This window comes from Enhygromyxa salina (assembly GCF_002994635.1).
Classification (GTDB): domain Bacteria; phylum Myxococcota_A; class Polyangia; order Nannocystales; family Nannocystaceae; genus Plesiocystis; species Plesiocystis salina_B.
On record NZ_PVNL01000004.1, the window covers coordinates 77,321 to 98,577 of the forward strand.

Here is a 21,257-nt window from a genome sequence, read left to right on the forward strand (position 1 = left end):
CGCCACAAACCCACGCCGAGCTGAAGCTCAGGGCGGTAGGGCGACCCAGCTGGCCGCGCACGCGGTGTGGGCCTGGGTCGCAACCTCGAGTGACTCACCGACGAAGCGCATGCGCTGCTCGGGGCTCAGGCACAGCTGCGTGGCCTGGGTCAGCCGCGACTGCAGGCTGTCGGTGTCCAACACGTCGCCCAGATACCAGATCGGAAGCCGAGCGCTCAGTCCCGCGGCGGCGACCCGACGGCCGGCGTCGACGAACTCGATCTCCTGCAATCCAAACCCGGCCTCGAGCACGATCGGTTCGCCGCCCGACGTTGGCCACACCCGCAGGCTACCGTCGAGCGAGATGGCGACGATCAGCTGACCATCGGGGCTGAACTCGGCGTCGCGGATCTCGGCGGCGGCGCCCGACAACAGGAGTGGCTCGTCAGGGTGGTCGAGATCCCACAGGTAGGCGTTCGTGTCGCTGCAGGCGGTCACCAGACGCCGGCCGCTGGGGTCGAAGTCGACAGCGTTGACCATGTATGCGTGCTCGAGCACGAGCGGCGCGGCGTCGGGTGAGGCGAGGCTCCACACGCGCACGCGGTGATCGTTGCTGGCCGACGCGACCTGACGGTTGTCATGAGAGAAGCTGATTCGGTGGATGCGGCCCCCGTCGGTCGCCAGGCGGGTGGTCGCAGGCACGGGCCCACCAGCGGTCGCGCTCAGCAGCGCCGGTCGATCCCACAGGTTGATGACGCCGTCGCCGCCCGCTGACGCCAGGATCTGGTTATCGGGCGAGAACTCGACGAGCGTCATCGTGCGGAGCTTGAAATCGTGGCGACCCAGGACGATGGGCGTGAGCTCGGGAGCGCGCGGGTCCAGCGAGCCAGCCTGCGTGCCGACCATCTTCAACTGCCAGGCGACCGACCACAGCAAGATGTCGCCGTCGAGCGTCGCGCCCGCGAGCAGCTCACCCTCGCCGTCGAGGTCGACCGACCGCAGCGAGCCACCGTGAGTTGGCAGGGTCGCCAGGGGTCGATCGGGCTGCATCACCCACTCGCCCGTGACCCGCCACAGTCGCACGTGCTCGTGCTCATCGTCCGCGCTGGCGAGCAGGCGCGGGAACGCGTCGAGGCTCACGACTACGCGCCCGACGTGGCCGTCGATCACCGAGGGGCGGGTGGTCACGGCTGGCGCCGGGCCGGGATCGTCGACCCCCCAGACCCGCACGGTGCCGTCGCGCGAGCCGCTGACCAGGACCTTGCCGCGGCGCTCGAGCGCGGTGATGTCGGCCTGGTGGCCGTCGAGTTGTCGGGCCACCTGCTGCCAATCGGTATTCCACACGCGGACGGTGCCGTCGCTCGATCCCGAGTACAGGTGGCGACCGTCCCGTGAGTAGCGCACGCGAAACACATCGGCGCTGTGGCCGATCAGCGGCAGCATCGGTCCCCCCTGCAGCGGCCAGACCTGGACGACGCCAGCGTTGACCCCGAGCGCGAGGAACCGCCCATCGGGGCTGAAGTCGGCGCTGTGGACCGGCCCCGACTTGGTGTCGAGCACCTTCGGTGGTTGGCTCAGGTTGCCCAGATCGTCGAGCGTCCACACCTTCGCGGTCTGGTCGTGCGAGACCGTGACCACGCGCAGGTTCTCGGCCGAGAACCGGGCTCGGTTGACGGCGCCGTCGTGTTGCAAGACCGCGTGGGCCTGGATCGGCGCGGTCGCGCGCTGGTCAAACCGGAACAGGCGGGCGGTGCCGTCATCCGAGGCGGTGACGATCAGACTCATGCTCCCGTCGAAGTGCGCGCCGCCGACCCTGTCGGTGTGGCCTTCGAGCACGATCGGCGGGCGCTTCGGCTCGTCGACCGACCACACCTTGACGCTGCCGTCTCCGCCCGTGGTGACGATCCAGCGACCGTCGGGGGAGAACTCTGACCACCACACGATGTGATCGGTGACGCGGTAGACGATCGGGCTGTCGGGTGCGTCGAGCGACCAGACCCGCGCCGTGCAGTCGCGCGAGGAGGTCACGACCTTGGTCCCGTCGGGTGAGAAATTCGCCGACCACAACACCTCGTCGTGGCCGCGCAAGATCAGCGGCGTGGGAGCTGGCGCGGGTGAGCCGTCGGCGGTTGGCTCGGGGAGCTGCCAGACCGCCGCGGTCTTGTCGCGCGAGGCCGTGACCACGCGCTGGCTCTGGCGGTCGAAGCTGACCGAGATCACGTCGTGTTCGTGGCGCAACACTGTCGGTGGCCCACCGTCTGTCGGCCACAGCCGCGCGGATCCATCGAACCCCGCAGAGGCGATCCATTTTCCGTCGCGCGAGGCGTCGATGTAGACGACCCGGGCCTCGTGTCCACGCAGCACTCGCTCGCTGAGCGGACGCTGCAGCGCGTTGACGGCCGCCGATCGCCAGCCGGGCGTCGTGGCGGTGTGCTCGACGTCGCGCAGCAGCGCCGCTGCCACGGCGGGCTCGCGGTCGAGTCCGCGGGCAGCCAAGACCCGGGCGGTGTCGCGGGCTCGGACCGCGCTAGCCTGGGCCTCGATCAACGCCAGATCACGCTCGGCCTGGGCCTGGGCCTGGTGGGCCTGGGCGAGCGCCTCTTGCCGTTGGGCCTCGGCGCTGGCGAGCTCGGCCTGCGCGGCGGCGTGCATCTGGTCGCTCGCGAACACACCCAGGCTGACGATCGCAACCAGGCTGAGCGAGATGAAGCTCGTCTTTCGCCGCCGTCGTCGCCGTCGAGCGTCGGGGTCGCGACTGAGCGCGACCAGCAGATCGTCCATTGTTGGCCAGCGCGCGGCCGGCTTGACCGCGAGCCCCCGCAGCACGACATCGCGGACCCACGCCGGGACCTCGGCGCGCGGCGGGACCGGGCGCAGCTGGCCGCTGATCACGTTGAGCATCAACGCGGCCGCGTTGTCGCCACCGAACGGGCGCTCGCCGTACAGAGCCTCGTAGAGCGCGACGCAGAAGCTGAACTGATCACTGCGCGCGTCGACGGGCCCGTGCTCGAACTGCTCGGGGGACATGTACGCGGGCGTGCCAACCAGCGCGCCCGTCAACGTCAGCGGCGTCGACAGCGGGTCGATTGTTCGGCGGCTGTCGGCCGCGGCCGCGGTCACCTCGAGACCGAGCTGCTGGACCCCGAGCTCCTGTGCTGCGCCCGGTGTAGGCTCGCGCGTGGCTGGTTGGGTCTCGGCCTCGGCTTGGGGGTCGACGCTGGCGTCGGCCTCGGGCGCGCGCGCGATCCCGAAGTCGAGCACGCGGACCCGCCCGTCGTCACCGACGATCGCGTTGGCCGGCTTGAAGTCGCGGTGGACGATGTGCGCCGCGTGGGCAGCCGCGAGCCCGCGCCCCGCGTCGATGTAGCGATCGAGGACGGTCCGCCAGCGGGTCGGTGAGGGCGGCTGCTCGCGGGTCCACGCCGCCAAGGTCGGCCCGGTCACGAACTCCATCGCAACGAACACCTGCTCCTCGTGGACGCCGACCTCGTAGACGTGCACGACGTTGGGGTGCGAGAGCCGAGCCATGGCCTGGGCCTCTCGGCGGATCCGCGCTTGCGAGTCGCCGCGGGCCCGCGTCACGTGGACGAGCTTGATCGCCAGGCGCCGCTCGAGCTCATTGTCGTAGCCAGCATAGACCACGCCCATGCCGCCCTCGCCGATCCGACGCAGGATCACGAAGCGATCGATCCGGCTGGGGTCGTCGCTGTAGTCGACTCGACCCCGACTCGAGCGGCCCTCCTCGCCGCCAGAAGTCACCAGGGTCTCGGGCCCCGATGACAGGTCCGACAGCAGGGAGTTGCTGTCGTCGGCGCCGTCGAGTGTGCCCTCGTCCATCTGCGGGTCTCCCCGTCTGTTGTAGCGTGGTTTGCTCAGGAGCCGGGCGGCGCGCCGACGTTGCCCTGGCCGCGCAGCATCATGGCCAGCTGCAGCAGCCCACCGCGGTCGCCCACGCGCTCGCACACGTGATAGGGCGGGACCAGCCGGACGCCGTCCGCGTCTGTCGGCGTCTCGCCGCCGTAGTTCATCAGCGCCTTGACGGCGTTGTCGTTGACCCGGATCTCGACGCGCGCCTTGCCGAGGAAGCACTGGTGCTTGGTGAACCCGCTGATCACCCCGTTGGCGCGCTGGGTCGCGAGCTCGCGGTAGAGCTCCGCGCGGGCCTCCGCGAAGCCCTCGCGCGTGGCTGTCTGGCGCTCGTCGACGGCCGCGATCACGAACCCACCGGGGACCTCGAACACCTCGTCGAGGATCGGCGCGGTGGGATCGCTGGTCCAGGCCTTGTCGGTCAGGATCGGCTGGGCGCCGATCCCCGGGATCGACTGGCCGTTGGCGAACAGCCCGGTCTCCTCGATCTTTTGTTGGGGCCCGCTCGGCTCGCGCAGCCCGAAGTCCTCGATGTTCTCGCCGTCGAGGCCCGGCAGGCCACCGGGGCCGCCGAGCGCGGGGGTCCCCGCCGAGAACAGCTCGTCGAGATCGGTGCCGGACTTGACGGCGAGCAGGGCCTCTTCGGCGGCGCGCTTGGCCAGCTCGCGGCCCCGAACGCTGCGGACCGCGTTGGTCGCGAGCTCGCGCTTGGCGACGTCCTCGGGCACGTCGCCCTCGCGGTGCCCCGCGACCATCACCAGGTACAGGCCCTCGTCGCCCTCGATCGGCTCGGAGACCTGCCCGTCCTCGAGGGTCTGCGCGGTCTGATCGATGATCGGCTCGAGCCCGCTGCCCGAGTCGGTGACCTGGGCCCAGCCGTAGTGCCCACCGGAGCGGGCCGTGTCGGTGTCGATCGACAGCTCGCGGGCGACCGCCGCGAACGACTCACCGCCCTCGGTGATCCGGGCGCGCGCTGCAACCACGGCCGCGCGCGCGGCCTCGAGCTTGGCTTCGTACTCCGCGACCATCTCCGCGGGCGAGTCGGCCGGCGGCGCGATCGGCTTGCTGAATTGGATCAGCCGCAGATCGACCTGGGCCGGCAGCTTCAAGAACCGAGCTTGGTTGGTCTCCCACGACTCTTGCAGCGCGTCGGCGTTGTTCTCGATGTAGGCGTCGATCTCGGCGTCGGTGGGGTCGACGATCTCGGAGAAGTCATTGACCGGGAACCGAACGTAGCGCAGCGACAGCTGGTTGTTGTCGGCCTCGTACTTGGTCCACAGCTCGGCCTCGGGCACCGTGATCGAGGCCGCGATCAGATCGCGGACCTGCCGGGCGAGCAGCTCCTGGCGCTGGATCTCGAGGTAGCGCGCCTCGGACACGTTGAACTGCATGAGCCCGCGCTTGAGCATCTCGTAGTCGAACTTGTCCTTGTCGGCCCACGGCCACGGGCGATCTTGATCGAGGACCAGCAAGAACCCGTCCTTGGTGAGCAGCTCCGCGTCGCGCAGCTCGGCCCCGAGTCCGAGCACCTCACCGGCGTGGACGAGCACGAGCCGCTCGATGACAGCTTCGAGCACCTCCTCGCGCACGCCCATGGTCTGGGCTTCCTCGCCCTCGGGCAGCGGGATCACCCAGCCGATCGCCCGGTGTTGGTACGCGAAGTCTTCTTTCGTGACGTTCTCACCGTGCACCTTCAGCAAGCCAGACTCCCCGAAGGACAGCTGGTCCGACGGCAACCCGAAGGTGAAGCCGAAGGCTAAGGCGAGGACGCCAAGGATCAACCAGACGACAATGTTGCCGCCTTTTCCGCGCTCGAGGCCAAGCATGCGTGCGGCGGACTCTAGTACACCTCGCCCCGGCCCACGAGAGGCCACCGCAGATCGCGCCGACTGCGGCGAGTGAGCGGCCTGACGCCGCTCGGGAGCGGCCGTCACTGGCCAAACGAAGGCTTGCCCGCTGGCGCTTTGGCGTGTATTTCACGACAGTTGCGAGACCGGCGCTGCCGCCGGCCGCTCTGGCCCTGTCCTGTCCGTTCATGGCATTCGGGCCACCGCTCTCGACCAGAGCCACGAAAGCCTGGGAACAGGCTGGGCCGGTCCGGCGTCCCTCGACCCTCCACGTGCACCCCGCATGCTGTTCGACTGGGTATACGGCCTCTTCTCCAACGACATGGCCATCGATCTCGGGACGGCGACGACCCTGATCTATGTCAAAGGGAAGGGCATCGTCGCGCACGAGCCCAGCGTCGTCGCGGTCCAGAAGCAGGGCGGGGTCGTCAAGCGCGTGCTCGCCGTCGGCAAAGAGGCGAAAGAAATGCTCGGCCGGACGCCGGGAAACATCGTCGCCATTCGGCCCATGAAGGACGGCGTGATCGCCGACTTCGAGGTCACCGAGGCGATGATGCGCCACTTCATCAACCGGGCGCACAACCGCCAGACCCTGGTCAAGCCGCGCATCATCATCTGCGTGCCCTCGGGCATCACCGAGGTCGAGAAGCGGGCGGTGCGTGACTCCGCGCTGGCCGCTGGCGCCCGCGAGGTGTTCTTGATCGAAGAGCCGATGGCCGCCGCGATCGGTGCCGGTCTGCCGATCACCGAGCCCGGCGGCAACATGGTCGTCGACATCGGCGGCGGCACGGCCGAGGTCGCCGTGATCTCACTCGCGGGCATCGTCGCCTGCAAGAGCGTGCGCGTGGGCGGCGACAAGATGGACGAGGCGATCGTCCAGCACATCAAGCGCAAGTACAACCTGCTGATCGGCGAGCGCACGGCAGAGCGTGTCAAGATCGAGATTGGCACCGCGGCGCCCACCGATGTGGTCATGACCATGGAGGTCAAGGGCCGCGACCTCGTCGCCGGGATCCCCAAGACCGTGTTGATCGACTCCGACGAGATCCGCGAGGCGCTCAACGAGCCCGTCTCGCAGATCGTCGACGCCGTGCGGGTCGTGCTCGAGCGCGCGCCTCCAGAGCTGTGCGCCGACATCGTCGACAAGGGCATCGTGTTGACCGGCGGCGCCGCGCAGCTGCGCAACCTCGACGTGCTGCTGTCGGACGAGACCGGCCTGCCCGTGTTCTTGTGTGATGAGCCCGAGTTCGCCGTGGTGCTCGGGTCCGGCGCCGCGCTCGATGAGATCGACATCTTGCGCGAAGTCGCGATCGAGTAGCGCCGTGGCTGTTTCACTCCGTGACGTGCGCAGCGGGGCGATCATCGTCTTGTTACTGGGCATCCCGATCTTGCTGCTGCGCTCGACGATCGCCGATCCGCACCACATGAACGGCTTCGATCGCGCGGTGCATCGGATCGGCGCGCCGCTCGAGGCCGGCGTCACCTACTCCGCGCGCTGGGTCGGCAGCTTCTTCGAGCGCTGGGTGTTTCAGGCGCGCATGCTCGATGAGAAGGAGGCGCTCGAGGAGCAGACCCGCGACTTCAAGCGCCAGCTCGTCGAGCTCGCCCAGCTGCGCGAAGAGAACCGACAGCTGCGCCGCGCCCTGCAGATGCGCGACCAGGTCCCCGAAGATCTGCTCTCGGCCGCCGTCACTGGCGTCGAGCAGTCGCCGTTCTTTCGGGTCGTCAAGATCTCCGTCGACCGCGGCGACGCCTACGTCCGCCCCGACATGGCCGTGCTCGCCCCCGACGGCGTGGTCGGGCGGATCAGCCGAACCCACGCGCAGCACTCCGACGTCATGCTGATCACCGACCCCGAGAGCAAGATCGCCGTCGAGGTCGCGCGCACGCGCTGCCCGGGGATCCTCGAGGGGGCCGGCGAAGATCAGTGCAAGGTTCGGATCATCTCGTGTGACGAGCCCGTGATCGAAGGCGACGTGATCCAGACCTCGGGCGTCGACGACCTGTTTCCGAAGGGGCATCCGGTCGGCCGGGTGATCGCGGTGGATCGGCGGGTCAACGCGCAGCTGGTCGACGTCGTGCCCACCGTCCGGTTTGATCGGCTCGACATGGTCTGGGTGGTGCTGGCCAACGCCCCCGAGGCTGACCCGCAGGCTGGCAAGCCCCGGGCGCGGGTCCCCGCTCGCGGGATCTCACCGCTGCGCTGACTCGAGCCGGGTCGGGCCACGTCACCCGCCGCGCGCTTCGATCAACCGATCGATCAGCGCCCGCGCGGCCTTGAGCTCCACGACCGAGAACGTTCGGAGCATCGCGCCGAGATCCGTGGTCGGGGCCAGCGACGACGACGAGTCGGGCGCGAGCGACGACAGCGACCACACCCCGCTCGAGGACGCCTGGATCCCGCGGATCGTCTCGACGAACTCGAGCGTGTCGGAGAAGCGCTCGTCGGGCTTCTTGGCCAGCGCGATCCCGAGGAGCGCGTCGATCTCCGCGGGCGCGGTGCCGCGGCGGCCGATCTCGGGGACCGGGCGGCTGCGGTGGCCCGCTTTGATCTGGTCGAGCGTGCCCGTGAACGCGGGCGCGCCCGCGACCAGCTCGTACATGATCATTGCGAGGCTGTAGAGATCGGCCAGCGGGCTGGGGGCGCAGCCGTTGTGCAGCTCGGGGGCCATGTACGCGGGATCGTTGGTGGGCCGACCCAGCGCCCGCGCGAGCCCAAAATCCAGCAACCACGGACCACCCTTGCCGACCAGGATCCGCCCCGGCTCGAGGCTGCCGTGGACCAGGCGGCGACGGTGCGAGGCGGCGAGCATGTCCGCGAGATCTTCGACGAGCTCGCAGATCTCGGACCACGGCATGCGCTCGCGCTCGATCGCGGCCGAGAGCAGCTCGCCGTCGACCCAGCGGGTGACCGTGTACGGGCGGCCGAGCTCGTCGATGCCGCTGTCGTGCGGGCGAAGGATGCGGAGGTCACCGTAGGGGACGTCGAGCTGGGCGAGCCGCTCCTTGATGCGGGGGCCCGCGAAGCTGGGCTCGAGCAGCAGCAACAGGACCTGCTCCTCGTTGACTTGGTCCTCGGCCACGAGCCGCTCACCGACTCCGCACTCACCCAGTGACCCCATCACGCGGTAGCGGTGGGCCACGACACGAGCCGCCGAGTCTTTCTCGGTGCGGCCCAGGCCAAACGCGTCGAGTAGCCTTCGCATCGTCCCCTGCCACGGTACCAGTCACCCGGACGGCGGATCCCCGATCTATCTGCCAAATACGAGTTTTTGCCGGCTTGTTTGCAGTGTGGGCGCGGTCTCGCTCCTAACACGGATCTGGCCGCCTCCGAGGTTCATGGTCAAAAGAACAAACCCGTCGGTGGCCGCCTAGCAGACCGCTCGCAGGGTGGCGATCTCGACACCCACGCCGTGCGGTCTGCAGCACAATCCGTGAACAGAAGTAGTGTGGCGTCGGGAAAATTCCCGTTACACTCGATGACGTATCTTCGGAGACAACATGAAAAAAATTCAACATGAAAAGCAACTGAAGCCGAGGTTGAAGCTGGTCGCAGCGCTTGGCTTCGCCGCGGCGATGCTGCTCCTGAACGACGGCGTTCAGGCGGCCGACCACAACGAGGCACCCGGGACCCAGATGGATCCCGCCGCGGACATCGCGGACTTCTACGCGTGGGAGACGGCCGACGACAAGCTGGTCGCCGCAGTGACGTTCGCGGGGTTGACCGAGGCGGGCGCGGACCCGACCTACGACCCGGACGTGCTCTACGGCATCCACATCGACAACAACGACGACAACGTCGCTGACATCGACATCTGGTGTCGGTTCGGCACCAACATGGCGCAGGACGTGTGGGGAGTTCAGTGCCTCAACGTGCCGGGTGCCGCCGATGCGGACACCAACGGTGAGGTCGGCGCGCCGATCGACGGTGGCAACGGCACGATGATCTTTGCCGGTCCCCGCGAAGATCCCTTCTTCTTTGACTTCGAGGGCTTCGTCAACACCACGATGACCGGCGACCTCATGTTCGATCCTGCCCGCGACAGCTTCGCGGGCACGAACGTGACCGCGATCGTGATCGAGATGGACGCGCTGGTGGCCGCGGGCGAAGGCACGACCCTGCAGATCTGGGCCACCACGGGGAGGATCTAAGTCATGACATACGCAACGAAGACCTTGATGCTCAGCCTGCTCGTGACCCCGCTGATCTTCGGCGGCGGCTGCAAGAACGACGACGTGGCTGAAGACGAGACCACCGACACGACCGGCGACGGCGACGGTGATCCGACCGGCGACGGCGACGGTGATCCGACCGGCGACGGCGACGGTGATCCGGCGACCACCGGTGACGGTGACGGTGATGGCGATGGCGATGGCGATCCGACCGGTGACGGTGACGGTGATCCGCCCGATCCGATCGTCTATTCCGACGCCGCGGCGGAGGAGTACACCCGGGTCGATCGCATGGGGATGCCCGCGCTGAACACGGCGCTGATCATGTCGAAGGACCTCTACAACGCAGGCGATCCCGTGGGCGACGCTGCGTTTCAGGGTGAGATTAGCGCTAGCCTGACAGGCTTGCACGCGGCTCTGGATGATGACCTGGACATGCTGGGGCTGGTGCCTTGCGGGGTGCTGACCTGCTCGGCTCAAGCCCTACCGCTGGTCACGCCCGACACTCTCAAGATCGATCTTGAGAACGACGGTACCTTTCCGAACGGACGGGCGCTCGCGGATCCCGTGATGGATGTGACCTTGGCGGTGATCATGCTCGACCTGGAAGAGCCAGGCCAGGACGCGACGAGCTTGATCGGCGCCCTCAACCCCACGGAGAACGACGTCCCGTTCTTGGACGAGTTCCCGTACCTGGCGCCTGCGAACTAGTCCGCAGGGCTAGTGTCGCTGTTTCCCTGGGGCTGGGCCATGTACATGGCTCAGCCCCGTTCGTTCCATCTACTACCTCGATGACTCTCAATGCTCTCGCGCACTCTGACACCCACGTTGTTCGTCGCGTTGCTCTCACTCGGCTGCTCGCGTTCACCGTCAAACAGCGACCCCGCGGCAAAGAGCACTCATGACTCGGGAGGCCCAGCGGCCGAGGGTGCGAAGGCGCTGAATTTCAACCGCGACGCGACCGCGTTCGAAGCCGCGCTCACGGCCATCGATCACGAGATCGCTGCGACCGCCGAACGAGTCGCCAAGCAGCCCAACTCATGGCTGGTGCGCGACAAGCTGGCGTCACTCTACATGCGTCGCGCGCGACTGAGCGGTAGCTATGCCGACTACGCCAACGCCCAGGCCACGCTCGACGAGGCCTTCGAGATCGCGCCTGAGGGCTCGGGTCCGATGTTGACCCGCGTGGCGCTCAACTTCACGCTGCATCGGCTCGCGCCGCTCGAGCTGATCGAGGCCGACCTCGCCGCCGTCGAGGCGCGCCCGGTCGTCGACGATCCAACCCGGGCCCACATCGCCAGCGTGCGAGGCGACGTCGCGTTCGAGCGCGGTCAATATGCCGAAGCACGCACCTTCTATGACGCTGCGCTCGAGCTCTCGCCCAAGAACTCCACGCTGATCGCCAAGCTCGCGCAGTGGCACTGGCGCGCCGGGGAGTTCGACAAGGCTGACGAGCTGTACCGGCAGGCCGAGCAATTGATGCTACCGGCCGCGCTCGAGGGCCGCGCGTGGGTGCAGCTGCAGCTCGGCATCATGGACCTCGAGCGTGGCCGCTACGACGACGCGTTCGAGCACTTCCGGGACGGCGCCGACATCCTCGGGGGCTGGTGGCTGCTCGAAGAGCACATCGCCGAGATCGCGACCCTGAAGAAGCTGGACGCGTTCGCGCTCGAGCTCTACACGGAGATCATCGCGCGCACGGGCAAGGGCGAGTTCATGGACGCCAAGGCGTCGATATTGTTGGCCGCTGGCGATCAAGCTGGCGCGACGAAGCAAATCGAGCTGGCGGTCGCGGTCTACGAGGCGCAGCTCGAGCAGTTTCCCGAGGCGAGCTACGGGCACGCGCTCGGTCACTACCTGGACTTCGGCCCTGCTGCGCGTGCGCTCGAGCTGGCCGAGGCCAACCACGGGTTGCGACCGGGGGTCCCAGCCAAGGTCTCGCTGGCCGAGGCGCGGCTCGGTGTCGGCGATGTCGCGGGGGCGCAGCAGATCATCGACGAGGCGCTGGCGACCACCTGGGTCTCAGCCGATCTATTTTGGGTTGCTTCGTTGGTCTACACGCAGGTGGGTGACGAAGCTCGTGCGAAGCAGTTGCGCGAGCAGGCTGTGGCGCTGCACCCGACGATCGCGGCCGACTACTGAGCGGCGCGGTAGACCAGCGCTCGCCGGTTCGCTAGGCTGGCGCGGTGACGCTGGGTCGATTGAGAGTTGCCGCGCGCGTCGTCGGGTCGCTGAGTTTGCTCGTTGCTCTCACGGGGACAGCGGGGTGCACGCTCGTGCCGTTCTGCGACGCGCTCCCGGACATGTGCGTCGGGGAGGGCGGAACGGACACGGGGGAAGAGGCGACCAGCGGCAGTGACACCACGGTAGCTGGCGATGGTGACGGCGATCCGACCGGTGACGGTGACGGTGATCCGACCGGTGACGGTGACGGCGATTCGCCCGATCCGATCGTCTATGCCGACAACGCGGCGGAGGACTACACCCGGGTCGATCGCATGGGGATGCCGGCGATCAACACGGTTCTGATTACGTTGAAGGACGAGTACAACGCCGCCGACCCGGCTGACGACGGCGCTTTCATGGTCGTCAACGAGATCACCACCAACCTCCTGGCGCTGCACGGGGCGCTCGACGAGGATCTCTATGAGTCGATGCGCACTCCGTGCGCCGTGTCAGATTGCGTTGCGCAAGCCGCGCCGCTGATTATCCCCGACACCCTCAAGATCGATCTCGAATCTGAGAATACCTTTCCGAATGGACGGGCGCTCGCGGATCCAGTGATGGATGTGATCTTGGCGGTGATCTTGCTCGACCTGCTGGGAGATCCAGGCCAGGACGCGACGACCTTGGTCGGCGTCCTCAACCCCACGCAGAACGACGTCGCGTTCTTGGACGAGTTCCCGTACCTGGCTCCTCCAAACTAGTGCGTTGGCTAGCGGCGCCGTTCAGAGGAGCTGCGCCCTAGACCAGCGCTCGACGTTTCGCTAGGGGCGCCTGGTGAGCCTGGGTCTGGTGAGAACTGCGACGGGCTTCGGCGCGTCGCTAAGTCTGATGGTCGCTCTCGTGGGGTCAGGGGGGTGCACGCTCGTGCCGTTCTGCGACGCGCTCCCGGACATGTGCATTGCGGAGGGCGGGACAGATACGGGCGAAGAGGTGACCGGCGGCAGTGACACCATAGGCGATGGTGACGGCGATGGCGACGGCGACGGCGACGGCGACGGCGACGGAGACGGCGACGGCGAACCGCCGGACCCGATCGTGTACCTCGACAACCCGTCCGACGAGTACCAACGCGTCGATCGAATAGGCGCGCCCAGCCCCAACACCATCTTGATCATGTCGAAGGACGACTACAACGCCGCCAATCCGACCAACGATGACGAGCTAGACTTCATCGAAGATGATCAACATGAGTTGCCAATCGCTGTACATGGCCCACGAGGACGATTTGCTCGAGCTCATGTTGGCGCCGGGCTCCCCGATCGACTGTTTCATTCAGGCGATCCAAGTGGTTGTACCCGACACCCTCCGGATCGATCTCGAGATCGATCCAGGCTTCCCGAACGGACGCACCCTCGCGGACCCAGCGATGGACATGATGTTGTCGCTGCTCCTACTCGACCAAGATGAGCCAGGCCAGGATATCAACACCTTGATCGGCCTCCTCAACCCCACGTCAAACGACGTCCCATTCTCGAGCCAGTTCCCGTACCTCGCGCCACCGCACCCGTGATCGAACCAGCGCGCGTCACTTCACGACAAACTGCCCGCTCTTCTCGAGCGTGACCGAGGCCCCCCCCGAGGGGATCTGGATCCGCCGATCCGCCTGCCACTGCCCGTCCACCTTGGTCCGAAACGTCGCGTTGTAGCTCCCCGGCGCGAGTCGAGTGGTCGAGCGCTTGTTCGAGAACGCGTCCAACACGAGCTTGCGGCGGCCGATCTTGACCTCTGCCCAGGGCATGTTGGCACCCAACGAAACGGAGACCGCAACCGTGGCCACTGCGGGCTTCCGCGCCTGATCCGTCACGGGAGGCTCGACCTCCTCGACCACTTCCTCGTCACCCGCATCAGACTCCTGCGCCGCTTCGTCAGCAGTAGCCTCGACGGCCGCAGCGACGTCGGGTGGCAGCCCGAGGTCTAGTCGCGGTTCGGCAAGCTCGACCTCATCCTCGGGCGGCGTAGCGTCGGCCTCTCCCGCATCCTCGCCCTTGTCGGCCACGAGCGCGCGCTTGGGTGGATCGGTGATCGGGCGTTTGTATTGATCAGCCCGGTACAGGGCGACGAGCGCGAGCCCCAACAGCGCCGTGAACCCGACCCCGCACAGCGTGAGCGCGAGCTTGAAGATCCGCCGGTCGTCCCACTTCGCGGGCGCCGGGCCGCGGGCGACGGTCGCCTTGGTGCCGTCCTGATCCGAGTGGATGATGTCCGTCTGGTCGGTGGCTTCGGTGTCGACGCGAGACAGCGAGGTTCCGCCGCGCTCGTCGGGGCCGTCGACATCGTGAGCCGTGAACGAGCCGGCGTCTGTGTGCACGGGCTGGACGAAGGGCACACCGGACGCCACCGTGGCAGACCGTGCGTTGACCGGGGCGGTCGGCAGCGGCGCTGGTTTCAGCTCACGCTCGCCCGCGAAGCGCCGGACAATCTCGTCGAGCTCGAAGCGCGCGTCGCGATAGCCCGGCCAGCGCGTCAGCTGGCGAAACGCCTCACGCGCGCTCTGAATCCGATCTTCAGGCTTCGCCGCGAGCAGCAGCCCGCGGATGTCATCGAGCTCGTTCGGCAGCGTGTGAGCGGGGCGCGTCATCGGGGGAATTTCCCCGTCGAGGATCATCCCGTACAGCCGCCCCTCGTCGATCACGTCGCTGCGAAACTTCACCCCGTCGAGCAGCTCGTGGAGCATGGCCCCGACCGCGAACAGGTCGAGCGTCGGCTCGCGCGACATGCCGCGCAGCTGCTCGGGCGGCATGTAGCGCAGCTTGCCCTTCACGTGGGTGCCGCTGGTGTCCTCGGAGGCCATCCGCGCGACGCCGAAGTCCATGACCTTGACCTCGCCCGAGACCGACAGCATCACGTTGTGCGGTGAGATGTCGCGGTGGACGATCGTGAGGCGCTGGTCGCCGTCGCGCAGATCATGGGCGTGCGCGAGGCCCTTGAGCACCTCGCCGATGACGTACGCGATGATCACGTCGGGGAGCGTCTCGCCCGTCTTGCGCAGGTTCGCGGTGAGCTCGGCGAGGTTGAGCCCGTGGACCCACTCCATGACCATGAAGCAGGTCTTGTCGGGGGACTCGCCCGCGTCGAACACCTTCACGATGTTCGAGTTGGCCAGCAGCATGGTCAGCCGGGCCTCGTCGAGGAACATCCGCCGCGCTTCGGGATCGTCGACGCTCGAGCGCGACAACACCTTGATCGCGACGTCGACCGAGGCGCCGCCGAGGGCCGCGCGGGTGCCCTTCCAGACTTCGCCCATGCCGCCGACGCCCAGACGGTGGGTCAGCGTGTATCCCCCTAGTTCGCGCACCAAGCTCAGCTCACGTTGACTACGCGGCGCTGTCAACCATCAGAAGCGAAGGGCGATCCCGAGCGTGACCTGCCGGCCCTTCGCCCGCCCGACCCGGACCTCGTCGACGCCCAGCAGCACGCCCGAGACCACCAGCAGGCCCCCGCCGACCCCGAGCAGCGAGGCGCCCGCGGCCGTGGTCTCGTAGACGGAGTCGCCGCACGCTTCCATGGTGGTGTCGGGCGTCAGCGGTTGCTTGCTCGCGCTGCACTTTTGATCAAAAGACAGCAATACCGCGCCCGCGACGAGCAGGCCCACCCCGGCGGTCAGGCCAGCGATCTCGGCCCCGCGCGGGAGCATGCGGCGCTTCGGGGCCTCCTCGGGCGGCGGTGGAGGGGGCAGCGCGACATCGGCGGGGTTGGGGTCCGCATAGCCGATCGTCTTCACCGCGCCCGGCACGGCGAGCTCGACGTCGTGATAGACCCAGTCTGCGCCGGGCTGCGCGGCCTTGACCCAGACCCGGTAGCTGCCAAGGAGGAGCGGCTCGCGGTCGCTCGTCGACTTGCGCTCGTTGATGATGCGCTCGCACGCGACCTCGCAGTCGAACTCGAGCGTCGCCGTGCCCGCGGCCTGCAGCGCGGCCTTGCGGGCCTCGTACAGCTCGGTGACCTCGGGCCCGTAGGAGCGCACGGGCGGGGCTTGATCTCGCGCGGTCCGGATCAGGTCGTCCATCGCCGCTTGCGCGGCCTGGGTCTCGCCCTGGACCAGGTGCAGTCTGATCAAGATCACCCGCGCCTCGAGCACGGACTCCGACGGCTTCAGGCTGGCTGCGTCGGGGGACTGCGCGTGCAGCTCAATCGCGCTCTCCAGCGCCGCGATCGCGGCTTGTCGATCTTCACCCATGGCGTTGTCGATCGCCATCTGGAGCTCGGCGTCGACCTGGATGGGCGTCGCCTGCGAGGGGGCGAGCAGCAGCGAGAGTGGAACGAGTAGCTGAAGCATGACGCGGGGCCGGCCGCGAGCATAGCGGGTCCCCCGGTCGATGTCCCCCACGATCGCGGCCGCCGACAATTTTCGCGACACTCGAAGGGTGGGCGAGGAGCCGAGCGGCGAGGGGCAGGGGGGTGGCATCGACGACGAGGGCGTCGAGCGGGACTACCTCGCATCGCGGACCCTGCAAAAGAGCGCGGGCGCGCTTTTGTTGTGGGGCCTCGGCGTCGGCTATGTGATCTCGGGCGACTTCTTCGGCTGGAACTACGGGCTCAACGCGGGTGGCTTCGGCGGCATGGTCATCGCCACGATCACGATGGCCACGCTCTACGTCACGATGATCTTCTCGATCGCGGAGATGGCCACGATGATGCCGGTCGCGGGCGGGCCGTATGCGTTCGCGCGCCGGGCCATGGGGCCGTGGGGCGGGTACGTGACGGGGCTCGCGGTGACGATCGAGTACGTGGTCGCGCCCGCGGTGATCGCCACGGGGATCGGCGGCTACGTGGCGGGCATGTTCGCCGAGCCGCCCGCGTGGATCGAGGCTGGCGTCCCGATCCTCGCGTACGTGGTGTTCGTCGCGATCAACGCGATGGGCAGCAAGACGTCGCTGTCGCTGCTGCTGGTGATCACGGCGGTCTCGGTCGTGGTCGTGATCGTGTGGGCGCTGAGCATGGTCCCGCACGTGGACACCTCGCGGTGGCTGGACATTGCCCCGGATCCCGGTCGCTCGCGCTGGCTGCCGCACGGGTTCGGCGGCGTGATCGCGGCGCTGCCGGCTGCGGGGTGGTTCTACCTGGCGATCGAAGGCGTGCCGCTGGCCGCCGAAGAGACCCGCGATCCCTCGAAGGCGCTGCCCAAGGGGATGATCGCGGCGATGCTCTCGCTCGTGGCGCTGTCGAGCCTGGCGCTGCTGCTCGCGCCCGCGGCGGCCGGGAGCGAGGCGCTGGCGAGCTCCGCCAACCCGCTGCCCGCCGCGGTCGAGGCGGTGATGGGGCGCGGTGGGGTGTACTGGCTGACCACCGTCGTCGGGCTCACCGGGCTGATCGCCAGCTTCTTCTCGATCATCTTCGCGTACTCTCGCCAGATCTTCGCGCTGTCGCGGGCCGGCTACCTGCCGCGCTGGCTGTCCAAGACCAACCGTCGGGGCGCGCCGCACTGGGCGTTGATCGTGCCCGCGGTGGTCGGCTACGCGTGCATTCAGCTCGTCGATCTGTGCAACGCGGGCGCGGTCGCGACGGGTGATCTGCTCATGCGGATCGCGGTGTTCGCCGCGCTGATCTCGTATGTGATGATGATGGTCAGCCACTTCGTGCTGCGCCGTCGGCATCCGGGGCTCGCTCGGCCCTACCGCACGCCCGGCTACCCGCTGACGCCCGCGATCGCGCTGGTCCTGTCGCTGCTGGCGCTGAGCTCGAGCCTGTTCTACGGCGAGGCCGCGCTCGGCTCGGTGCTCGCGACCTTGGCCGTGTTCGCGGTCGGGCTGCTGTACTTTGGGCTCTACAGCCGGCACCACCTGGTCGCGTCGGCGCCCGAAGAAGAAGCTGCGCTGATCATGGAGGCCGAGCGCGAGCTCGATGCGTGACTACTCGCGCAGCAAGAACGCCTCGGCTTCGGCGGCGAACTTGGCCGGCTCCGTGATCGGCCGCGAGCACGAGCGCTCGCTGCACAGGTAGATCGCGGCCGCCCCCGTGTCGGGGTAGCGCTGGCCTGGCTCACTTCGCTCGAAGCTGGCCCGGGGCTCCCACACCCGCAGCGCCGCCTGCCACAGCGCGTCGCCGACCGGATCGCCCGGCTTGGCGACGACAGTGATGTCGATCTTGCTCGCGCCCAGCAGCTCGATCGCGCTGAGGTAGCCAGCGACTCGCTTGCCCCGCGACTCGATCTGCGCGTCGCCCCCGACCGCGAGCAGGGCTGCGCGGGCGTGCTCGAGGTAGGGCGTGGGCGTGCTGCCGTCGCCATCTTCGACGGCGTGCAGCTCGAGCAAGAACTGCGCGGCCAGGGCGTTCTCGGGTAGCGGCTTGCGACGCTCGGCGAACACACCGACCGCGTGGGGATCTTCGGTGTGCGCGTAGAAACCACCGTCCTCGGCCGCGAGCGACGCGAGCATGAAGTTGGCCAGCTGTGTCGCCGCGTTCAGCCAGCGAGGATCCGCGGTGACCCGATGCAGGCTCAGCAGCGCCCAGCCCATCGCGGCTTGATCGGCGAGGTAGCGGAGCGGATCGGCGTCGCGGTCGGGGCCATGGCTGACGGCGAGCGCGAGGGTGTCGCCACCGCCCGGTTGCCGCGCGTGGGTCTCGAGGATCCGCGCGCCAGCGAGCAGCGCAGCGTCGAGCAGCGCCCGGTCTCCGCTCGCGCGGTAGAGCTCCGCCAGCGCGTGGATCGTCAGCCCATTGAGGTCGGCGTAGACGGCCTGATCCACCCGGGGGATCCCGAGCGCCCGCCGACCCGCGTCGTCGAGCGCGAAGTAGACCTCGCCCTCGACGCTGCTGTGATCATCACGGCGCAGATCCGCGTCTTGGCTGGTGTAGAAGCCGCCGCGGGGATCCTGCATGGTCCCCAGCAGGTAGCTGGTGATCGCGCGGGCCGGATCGAGCCAGCGCGCGTCACCGGTGATCATGGTGGCGTGGGCGTAGTTCTCGAGCGCGCCGGCCTGGATCATGGCGATCTTCTCGTAGTGCGGCCGGTCCCACACCCCGCGCAGCGAGTACTGGTACATGCCGCCCCAGACCGGATCGATCAGGGCCGCTTCGGCGTCGAGGGTGGCCAGCGCTCGATCGCGCCACTGCGCGTGCTCGGGGTCGCCTCGGTGCAGCCGCGCGCGCAAGAACGCGTACTCGATCGGCTCGGACCACGGATACTTCTGCTTGTCGCCCCAGCCCAGGCCGTTCACGTCAAAGTAGCGATCGAGCTGGGCGGTCGCCTTGGCGCGGATCCGGTCGAGGTCTTGATCGACGGGGGTGCTGACCCGGGTCTCGCGTGGATCGTCGCGGCGATGCAGCTCGCCGCGCTCGTGCTCGGCGATGAGCTCGCGCAGCAACGCGGCGAACACCTGCGGATCACGGTAGCCCCGCAAGTTGAGGACCGGCTCCGCGCGGGGCGACAGCAGCGCGGTCGCCGGCCAACCCCACGCCCGGTAGCGCTCGGAGATGTCGGGCCGCGCGTCCGAGTCGACCCGGATGACCACGAAGTGCTCGGCCAGCAGCGCGGCGACCTCGGGGTCGCCGTAGGTGACCTCGTCCATCACGTGACACCAGTGGCACCACGTGGCGACGACGTTGATGAGGATCAGCTTGTCCTGTTGAGCGGCTCGCTCGAAGCTCGCGGGTGACCACGCCGCCCACTGGGTCTGCGCGGTCTGGGTGGGCCCGTCGGCGCGGTCACTGGATCGGCCGGGCGTCGCACAGCCGAGCAGCAGGGCAGCCAGGGTGAGCGAGCAGAGCTTCGAGGTCCGGTTCATGGCTGGTCCTGCGGCTCCGGCTGCGGGTCCCCCTGGTCGAGCCGGGCGATCGACAAGCCCGTGAACCCCAGCACGATCCCAATGATCGGGTTGAGCAGGTTCAAGAAACACCACGGCAGATACGCCAGCGTCGCCACCCCCAGCGTGGTGCTCATGAACGCCCCGCAGGTGTTCCACGGGATCAGCGGCGAAGTGATCGTGCCGCCGTCCTCCAGCGCGCGCGACAGGTTCTTGGGATCGAGGCCACGCTCGGCGTACTCGGCCGCGTACATGCGCCCAGGCACGACCACCGCCAGATACTGATCCGCGGCGAGCACGTTGACGCCGATCGAGGTCAGCACCGTCGCGGCGATCAGCGAGCCCGTGGATGTCGCGACCGCGAGGGTCTTCGACGCGAGGGTCTTGAGCTGCCCGGTGCGCTCCATGATCCCGCCAAACGACATCGCACACAGCACCAACAACACGGTGCTGGACATGCTCGTCATGCCGCCGCGGGCGAGCAGCTCGTTGACCTGGGCCGAGCCGGTGTCGGGCGCGAACCCGGTCATCGCCGAGGCGAGCACGTCCTGGATCGGCATGCCCTGAATTCCCGCGAGTAGGCCGCCGAGCAGCGCGCCGGTCAGCAGGGTCGGCAGCGCGGGCAGCCGAAAGCCGACCATGACCGCGACGATCCCGGGGACCACCAGGTGCACCAACCCGGGCTGAAAGTTGGTGCGGATCACGTCGGTGATCGCCGCGATCGAGCCCGGCTCGGCCGTGCTCTCCAGCCCCGCTCCGACCACCGCGTAGGCGATCATCGCCAGCGTCCACGCGGGCCCCGTCGTCCACAGCATGTGACGGATGTGGGTGAACAGATCTGTCCCCGCCATCGCGGGCGCGAGGTTGGTGGTGTCGGACATTGGCGAGAGCTTGTCGCCAAAGTAGGCCCCGCTGATCACCGCCCCCGCGGTCATGGCGGGGTTGATCCCCATCGCGTTGCCGACGCCGATCAACGCCAGGCCGACCGTGCCCGCGGTCGACCACGACGAGCCCGAGACCAAGCTGACGATCGAGCACACCGCACAGGTCGCCGGCAAGAACCAGCTGGGTGACATCAGCTCCAGGCCCCAGGCGATCAACGCCGGGACGATCCCGGCCGCCAACCAGGTGCCCATGAGCACGCCGATCGTGAGCAAGATCAGGACCGCGCCCATCGCCAGGCCGATCGCGCTGAGCACCCCGTCTTGGAGCTGCTCCCAGCGATATCCGTGCGCCCACGCGACCAGGCCAGCCACGCACGCGCCGAGCACGAGCGGGATGTGACCCGAGCCCTCGAGCACGATGATCGTGCCAGCCAGCAGGGAGATCAGCGCGACCACGGGGACCAGGGCCCACACGAAGGGGATCGTGGGTGGGTCGTCCTCAGGGGCCACGAATGCACCTTGCCCTGTTGCCGCGCGAC

General features: G+C 68.4%; 15 protein-coding genes. 8 read left to right on the forward strand and 7 right to left on the reverse strand.

All coding sequences use genetic code 11. The annotated features are described in order from the left end of the window. Positions 1-27 precede the first annotated feature (27 nt). A complete protein-coding gene (locus tag ENSA7_RS01140; protein WP_106087326.1) occupies positions 28-3,816 on the reverse strand; it encodes a WD40 repeat domain-containing serine/threonine protein kinase in 3,789 nt (1,262 codons plus the stop codon). A gap of 35 nt (positions 3,817-3,851) precedes the next feature. Then, positions 3,852-5,672, reverse strand: coding sequence for a peptidylprolyl isomerase (locus tag ENSA7_RS01145; protein WP_106087327.1), 1,821 nt, complete (start codon positions 5,670-5,672; stop codon positions 3,852-3,854). Positions 5,673-5,976: 304 nt separating this feature from the next. Here ENSA7_RS01145 and ENSA7_RS01150 point away from each other — a divergent pair, with 304 nt between their 5' ends. Together ENSA7_RS01150 and mreC are read left to right on the forward strand one after the other, a co-directional pair. Further along, complete coding sequence (locus ENSA7_RS01150) at positions 5,977-7,011, forward strand: rod shape-determining protein (protein WP_106087328.1); 1,035 nt, start codon at positions 5,977-5,979, stop codon at positions 7,009-7,011. Between the two features lie 4 nt (positions 7,012-7,015). Then, positions 7,016-7,900, forward strand: a complete 885-nt coding sequence (gene mreC / locus ENSA7_RS01155) for a rod shape-determining protein MreC (RefSeq protein WP_181232884.1) — start codon at positions 7,016-7,018, stop codon at positions 7,898-7,900. A 21-nt stretch (positions 7,901-7,921) separates the two neighbouring features. Here the strand turns inward: mreC and ENSA7_RS01160 are convergent, their stop codons facing one another. Beyond that, positions 7,922-8,899 (reverse strand): serine/threonine-protein kinase, encoded by a 978-nt coding sequence (locus ENSA7_RS01160; protein ID WP_106087330.1) that lies wholly within the window; start codon positions 8,897-8,899, stop codon positions 7,922-7,924. A gap of 334 nt (positions 8,900-9,233) precedes the next feature. Between ENSA7_RS01160 and ENSA7_RS01165 the strand changes: the two genes are divergently transcribed. The 5 genes from ENSA7_RS01165 (at position 9,234) to ENSA7_RS01195 (ending at position 13,602) form a co-directional block, all read left to right on the forward strand. After that, on the forward strand, positions 9,234-9,845 hold the full coding sequence (locus tag ENSA7_RS01165) for a DUF4331 family protein (RefSeq protein ID WP_181232886.1): 612 nt from the start codon (positions 9,234-9,236) through the stop codon (positions 9,843-9,845). 3 nt (positions 9,846-9,848) lie between these two features. Further along, entirely contained in the window at positions 9,849-10,577 is a 729-nt protein-coding gene (locus ENSA7_RS41940) for a DUF4331 family protein (RefSeq protein WP_146157183.1), read from the forward strand. A gap of 90 nt (positions 10,578-10,667) precedes the next feature. Then, on the forward strand, positions 10,668-12,008 hold the full coding sequence (locus ENSA7_RS01180; RefSeq protein WP_106087332.1) for a tetratricopeptide repeat protein: 1,341 nt from the start codon (positions 10,668-10,670) through the stop codon (positions 12,006-12,008). A 134-nt stretch (positions 12,009-12,142) separates the two neighbouring features. Further along, positions 12,143-12,793, forward strand: a complete 651-nt coding sequence (locus ENSA7_RS01185; RefSeq protein WP_106087333.1) for a DUF4331 family protein — start codon at positions 12,143-12,145, stop codon at positions 12,791-12,793. 485 nt (positions 12,794-13,278) lie between these two features. Next, the gene (locus ENSA7_RS01195) at positions 13,279-13,602 is read left to right on the forward strand and encodes a DUF4331 family protein (RefSeq protein WP_146157184.1); all 324 of its coding nucleotides are present in this window, start codon (positions 13,279-13,281) and stop codon (positions 13,600-13,602) included. A gap of 15 nt (positions 13,603-13,617) precedes the next feature. On the opposite strand, the gene ENSA7_RS01200 is transcribed toward ENSA7_RS01195, so the two are convergent. Then, positions 13,618-15,387 carry a serine/threonine protein kinase gene (locus ENSA7_RS01200; protein WP_146157185.1) on the reverse strand — a complete coding sequence of 590 codons (1,770 nt, stop codon included), beginning with the start codon at positions 15,385-15,387 and terminating at the stop codon, positions 13,618-13,620. 39 nt (positions 15,388-15,426) lie between these two features. Next, entirely contained in the window at positions 15,427-16,368 is a 942-nt protein-coding gene (locus ENSA7_RS01205) for a hypothetical protein (protein ID WP_146157186.1), read from the reverse strand. 40 nt (positions 16,369-16,408) lie between these two features. Here ENSA7_RS01205 and eat point away from each other — a divergent pair, with 40 nt between their 5' ends. Next, on the forward strand, positions 16,409-17,941 hold the full coding sequence (gene eat, locus ENSA7_RS01210; protein ID WP_106087338.1) for an ethanolamine permease: 1,533 nt from the start codon (positions 16,409-16,411) through the stop codon (positions 17,939-17,941). On the opposite strand, the gene ENSA7_RS01215 is transcribed toward eat, so the two are convergent. Together ENSA7_RS01215 and nhaC are read right to left on the reverse strand one after the other, a co-directional pair. Continuing rightward, complete coding sequence (locus ENSA7_RS01215; RefSeq protein ID WP_106087339.1) at positions 17,942-19,816, reverse strand: DUF255 domain-containing protein; 1,875 nt, start codon at positions 19,814-19,816, stop codon at positions 17,942-17,944. Further along, the gene (gene nhaC, locus ENSA7_RS01220; protein ID WP_106087340.1) at positions 19,813-21,228 is read right to left on the reverse strand and encodes a Na+/H+ antiporter NhaC; all 1,416 of its coding nucleotides are present in this window, start codon (positions 21,226-21,228) and stop codon (positions 19,813-19,815) included. Before nhaC ends, ENSA7_RS01215 begins: the two co-directional genes overlap by 4 nt. Between the last annotated feature and the right edge of the window lie 29 nt (positions 21,229-21,257).

What these genes read in the sequence shown, in the direction of transcription:
- ENSA7_RS01140 (WP_106087326.1), bottom strand. Translation starts at nt 3,816, where the DNA reads ATGGACGAGGGCACACTCGACGGCGCCGACGACAGCAACTCCCTGCTG.
- ENSA7_RS01145 (WP_106087327.1), bottom strand. Translation starts at nt 5,672, where the DNA reads ATGCTTGGCCTCGAGCGCGGAAAAGGCGGCAACATTGTCGTCTGGTTG.
- ENSA7_RS01150 (WP_106087328.1), top strand. Translation starts at nt 5,977, where the DNA reads ATGCTGTTCGACTGGGTATACGGCCTCTTCTCCAACGACATGGCCATC.
- ENSA7_RS01160 (WP_106087330.1), bottom strand. Translation starts at nt 8,899, where the DNA reads ATGCGAAGGCTACTCGACGCGTTTGGCCTGGGCCGCACCGAGAAAGAC.
- ENSA7_RS41940 (WP_146157183.1), top strand. Translation starts at nt 9,849, where the DNA reads ATGACATACGCAACGAAGACCTTGATGCTCAGCCTGCTCGTGACCCCG.
- ENSA7_RS01180 (WP_106087332.1), top strand. Translation starts at nt 10,668, where the DNA reads ATGCTCTCGCGCACTCTGACACCCACGTTGTTCGTCGCGTTGCTCTCA.
- ENSA7_RS01195 (WP_146157184.1), top strand. Translation starts at nt 13,279, where the DNA reads ATGAGTTGCCAATCGCTGTACATGGCCCACGAGGACGATTTGCTCGAG.
- ENSA7_RS01205 (WP_146157186.1), bottom strand. Translation starts at nt 16,368, where the DNA reads ATGCTTCAGCTACTCGTTCCACTCTCGCTGCTGCTCGCCCCCTCGCAG.
- eat (WP_106087338.1), top strand. Translation starts at nt 16,409, where the DNA reads ATGTCCCCCACGATCGCGGCCGCCGACAATTTTCGCGACACTCGAAGG.
- ENSA7_RS01215 (WP_106087339.1), bottom strand. Translation starts at nt 19,816, where the DNA reads ATGAACCGGACCTCGAAGCTCTGCTCGCTCACCCTGGCTGCCCTGCTG.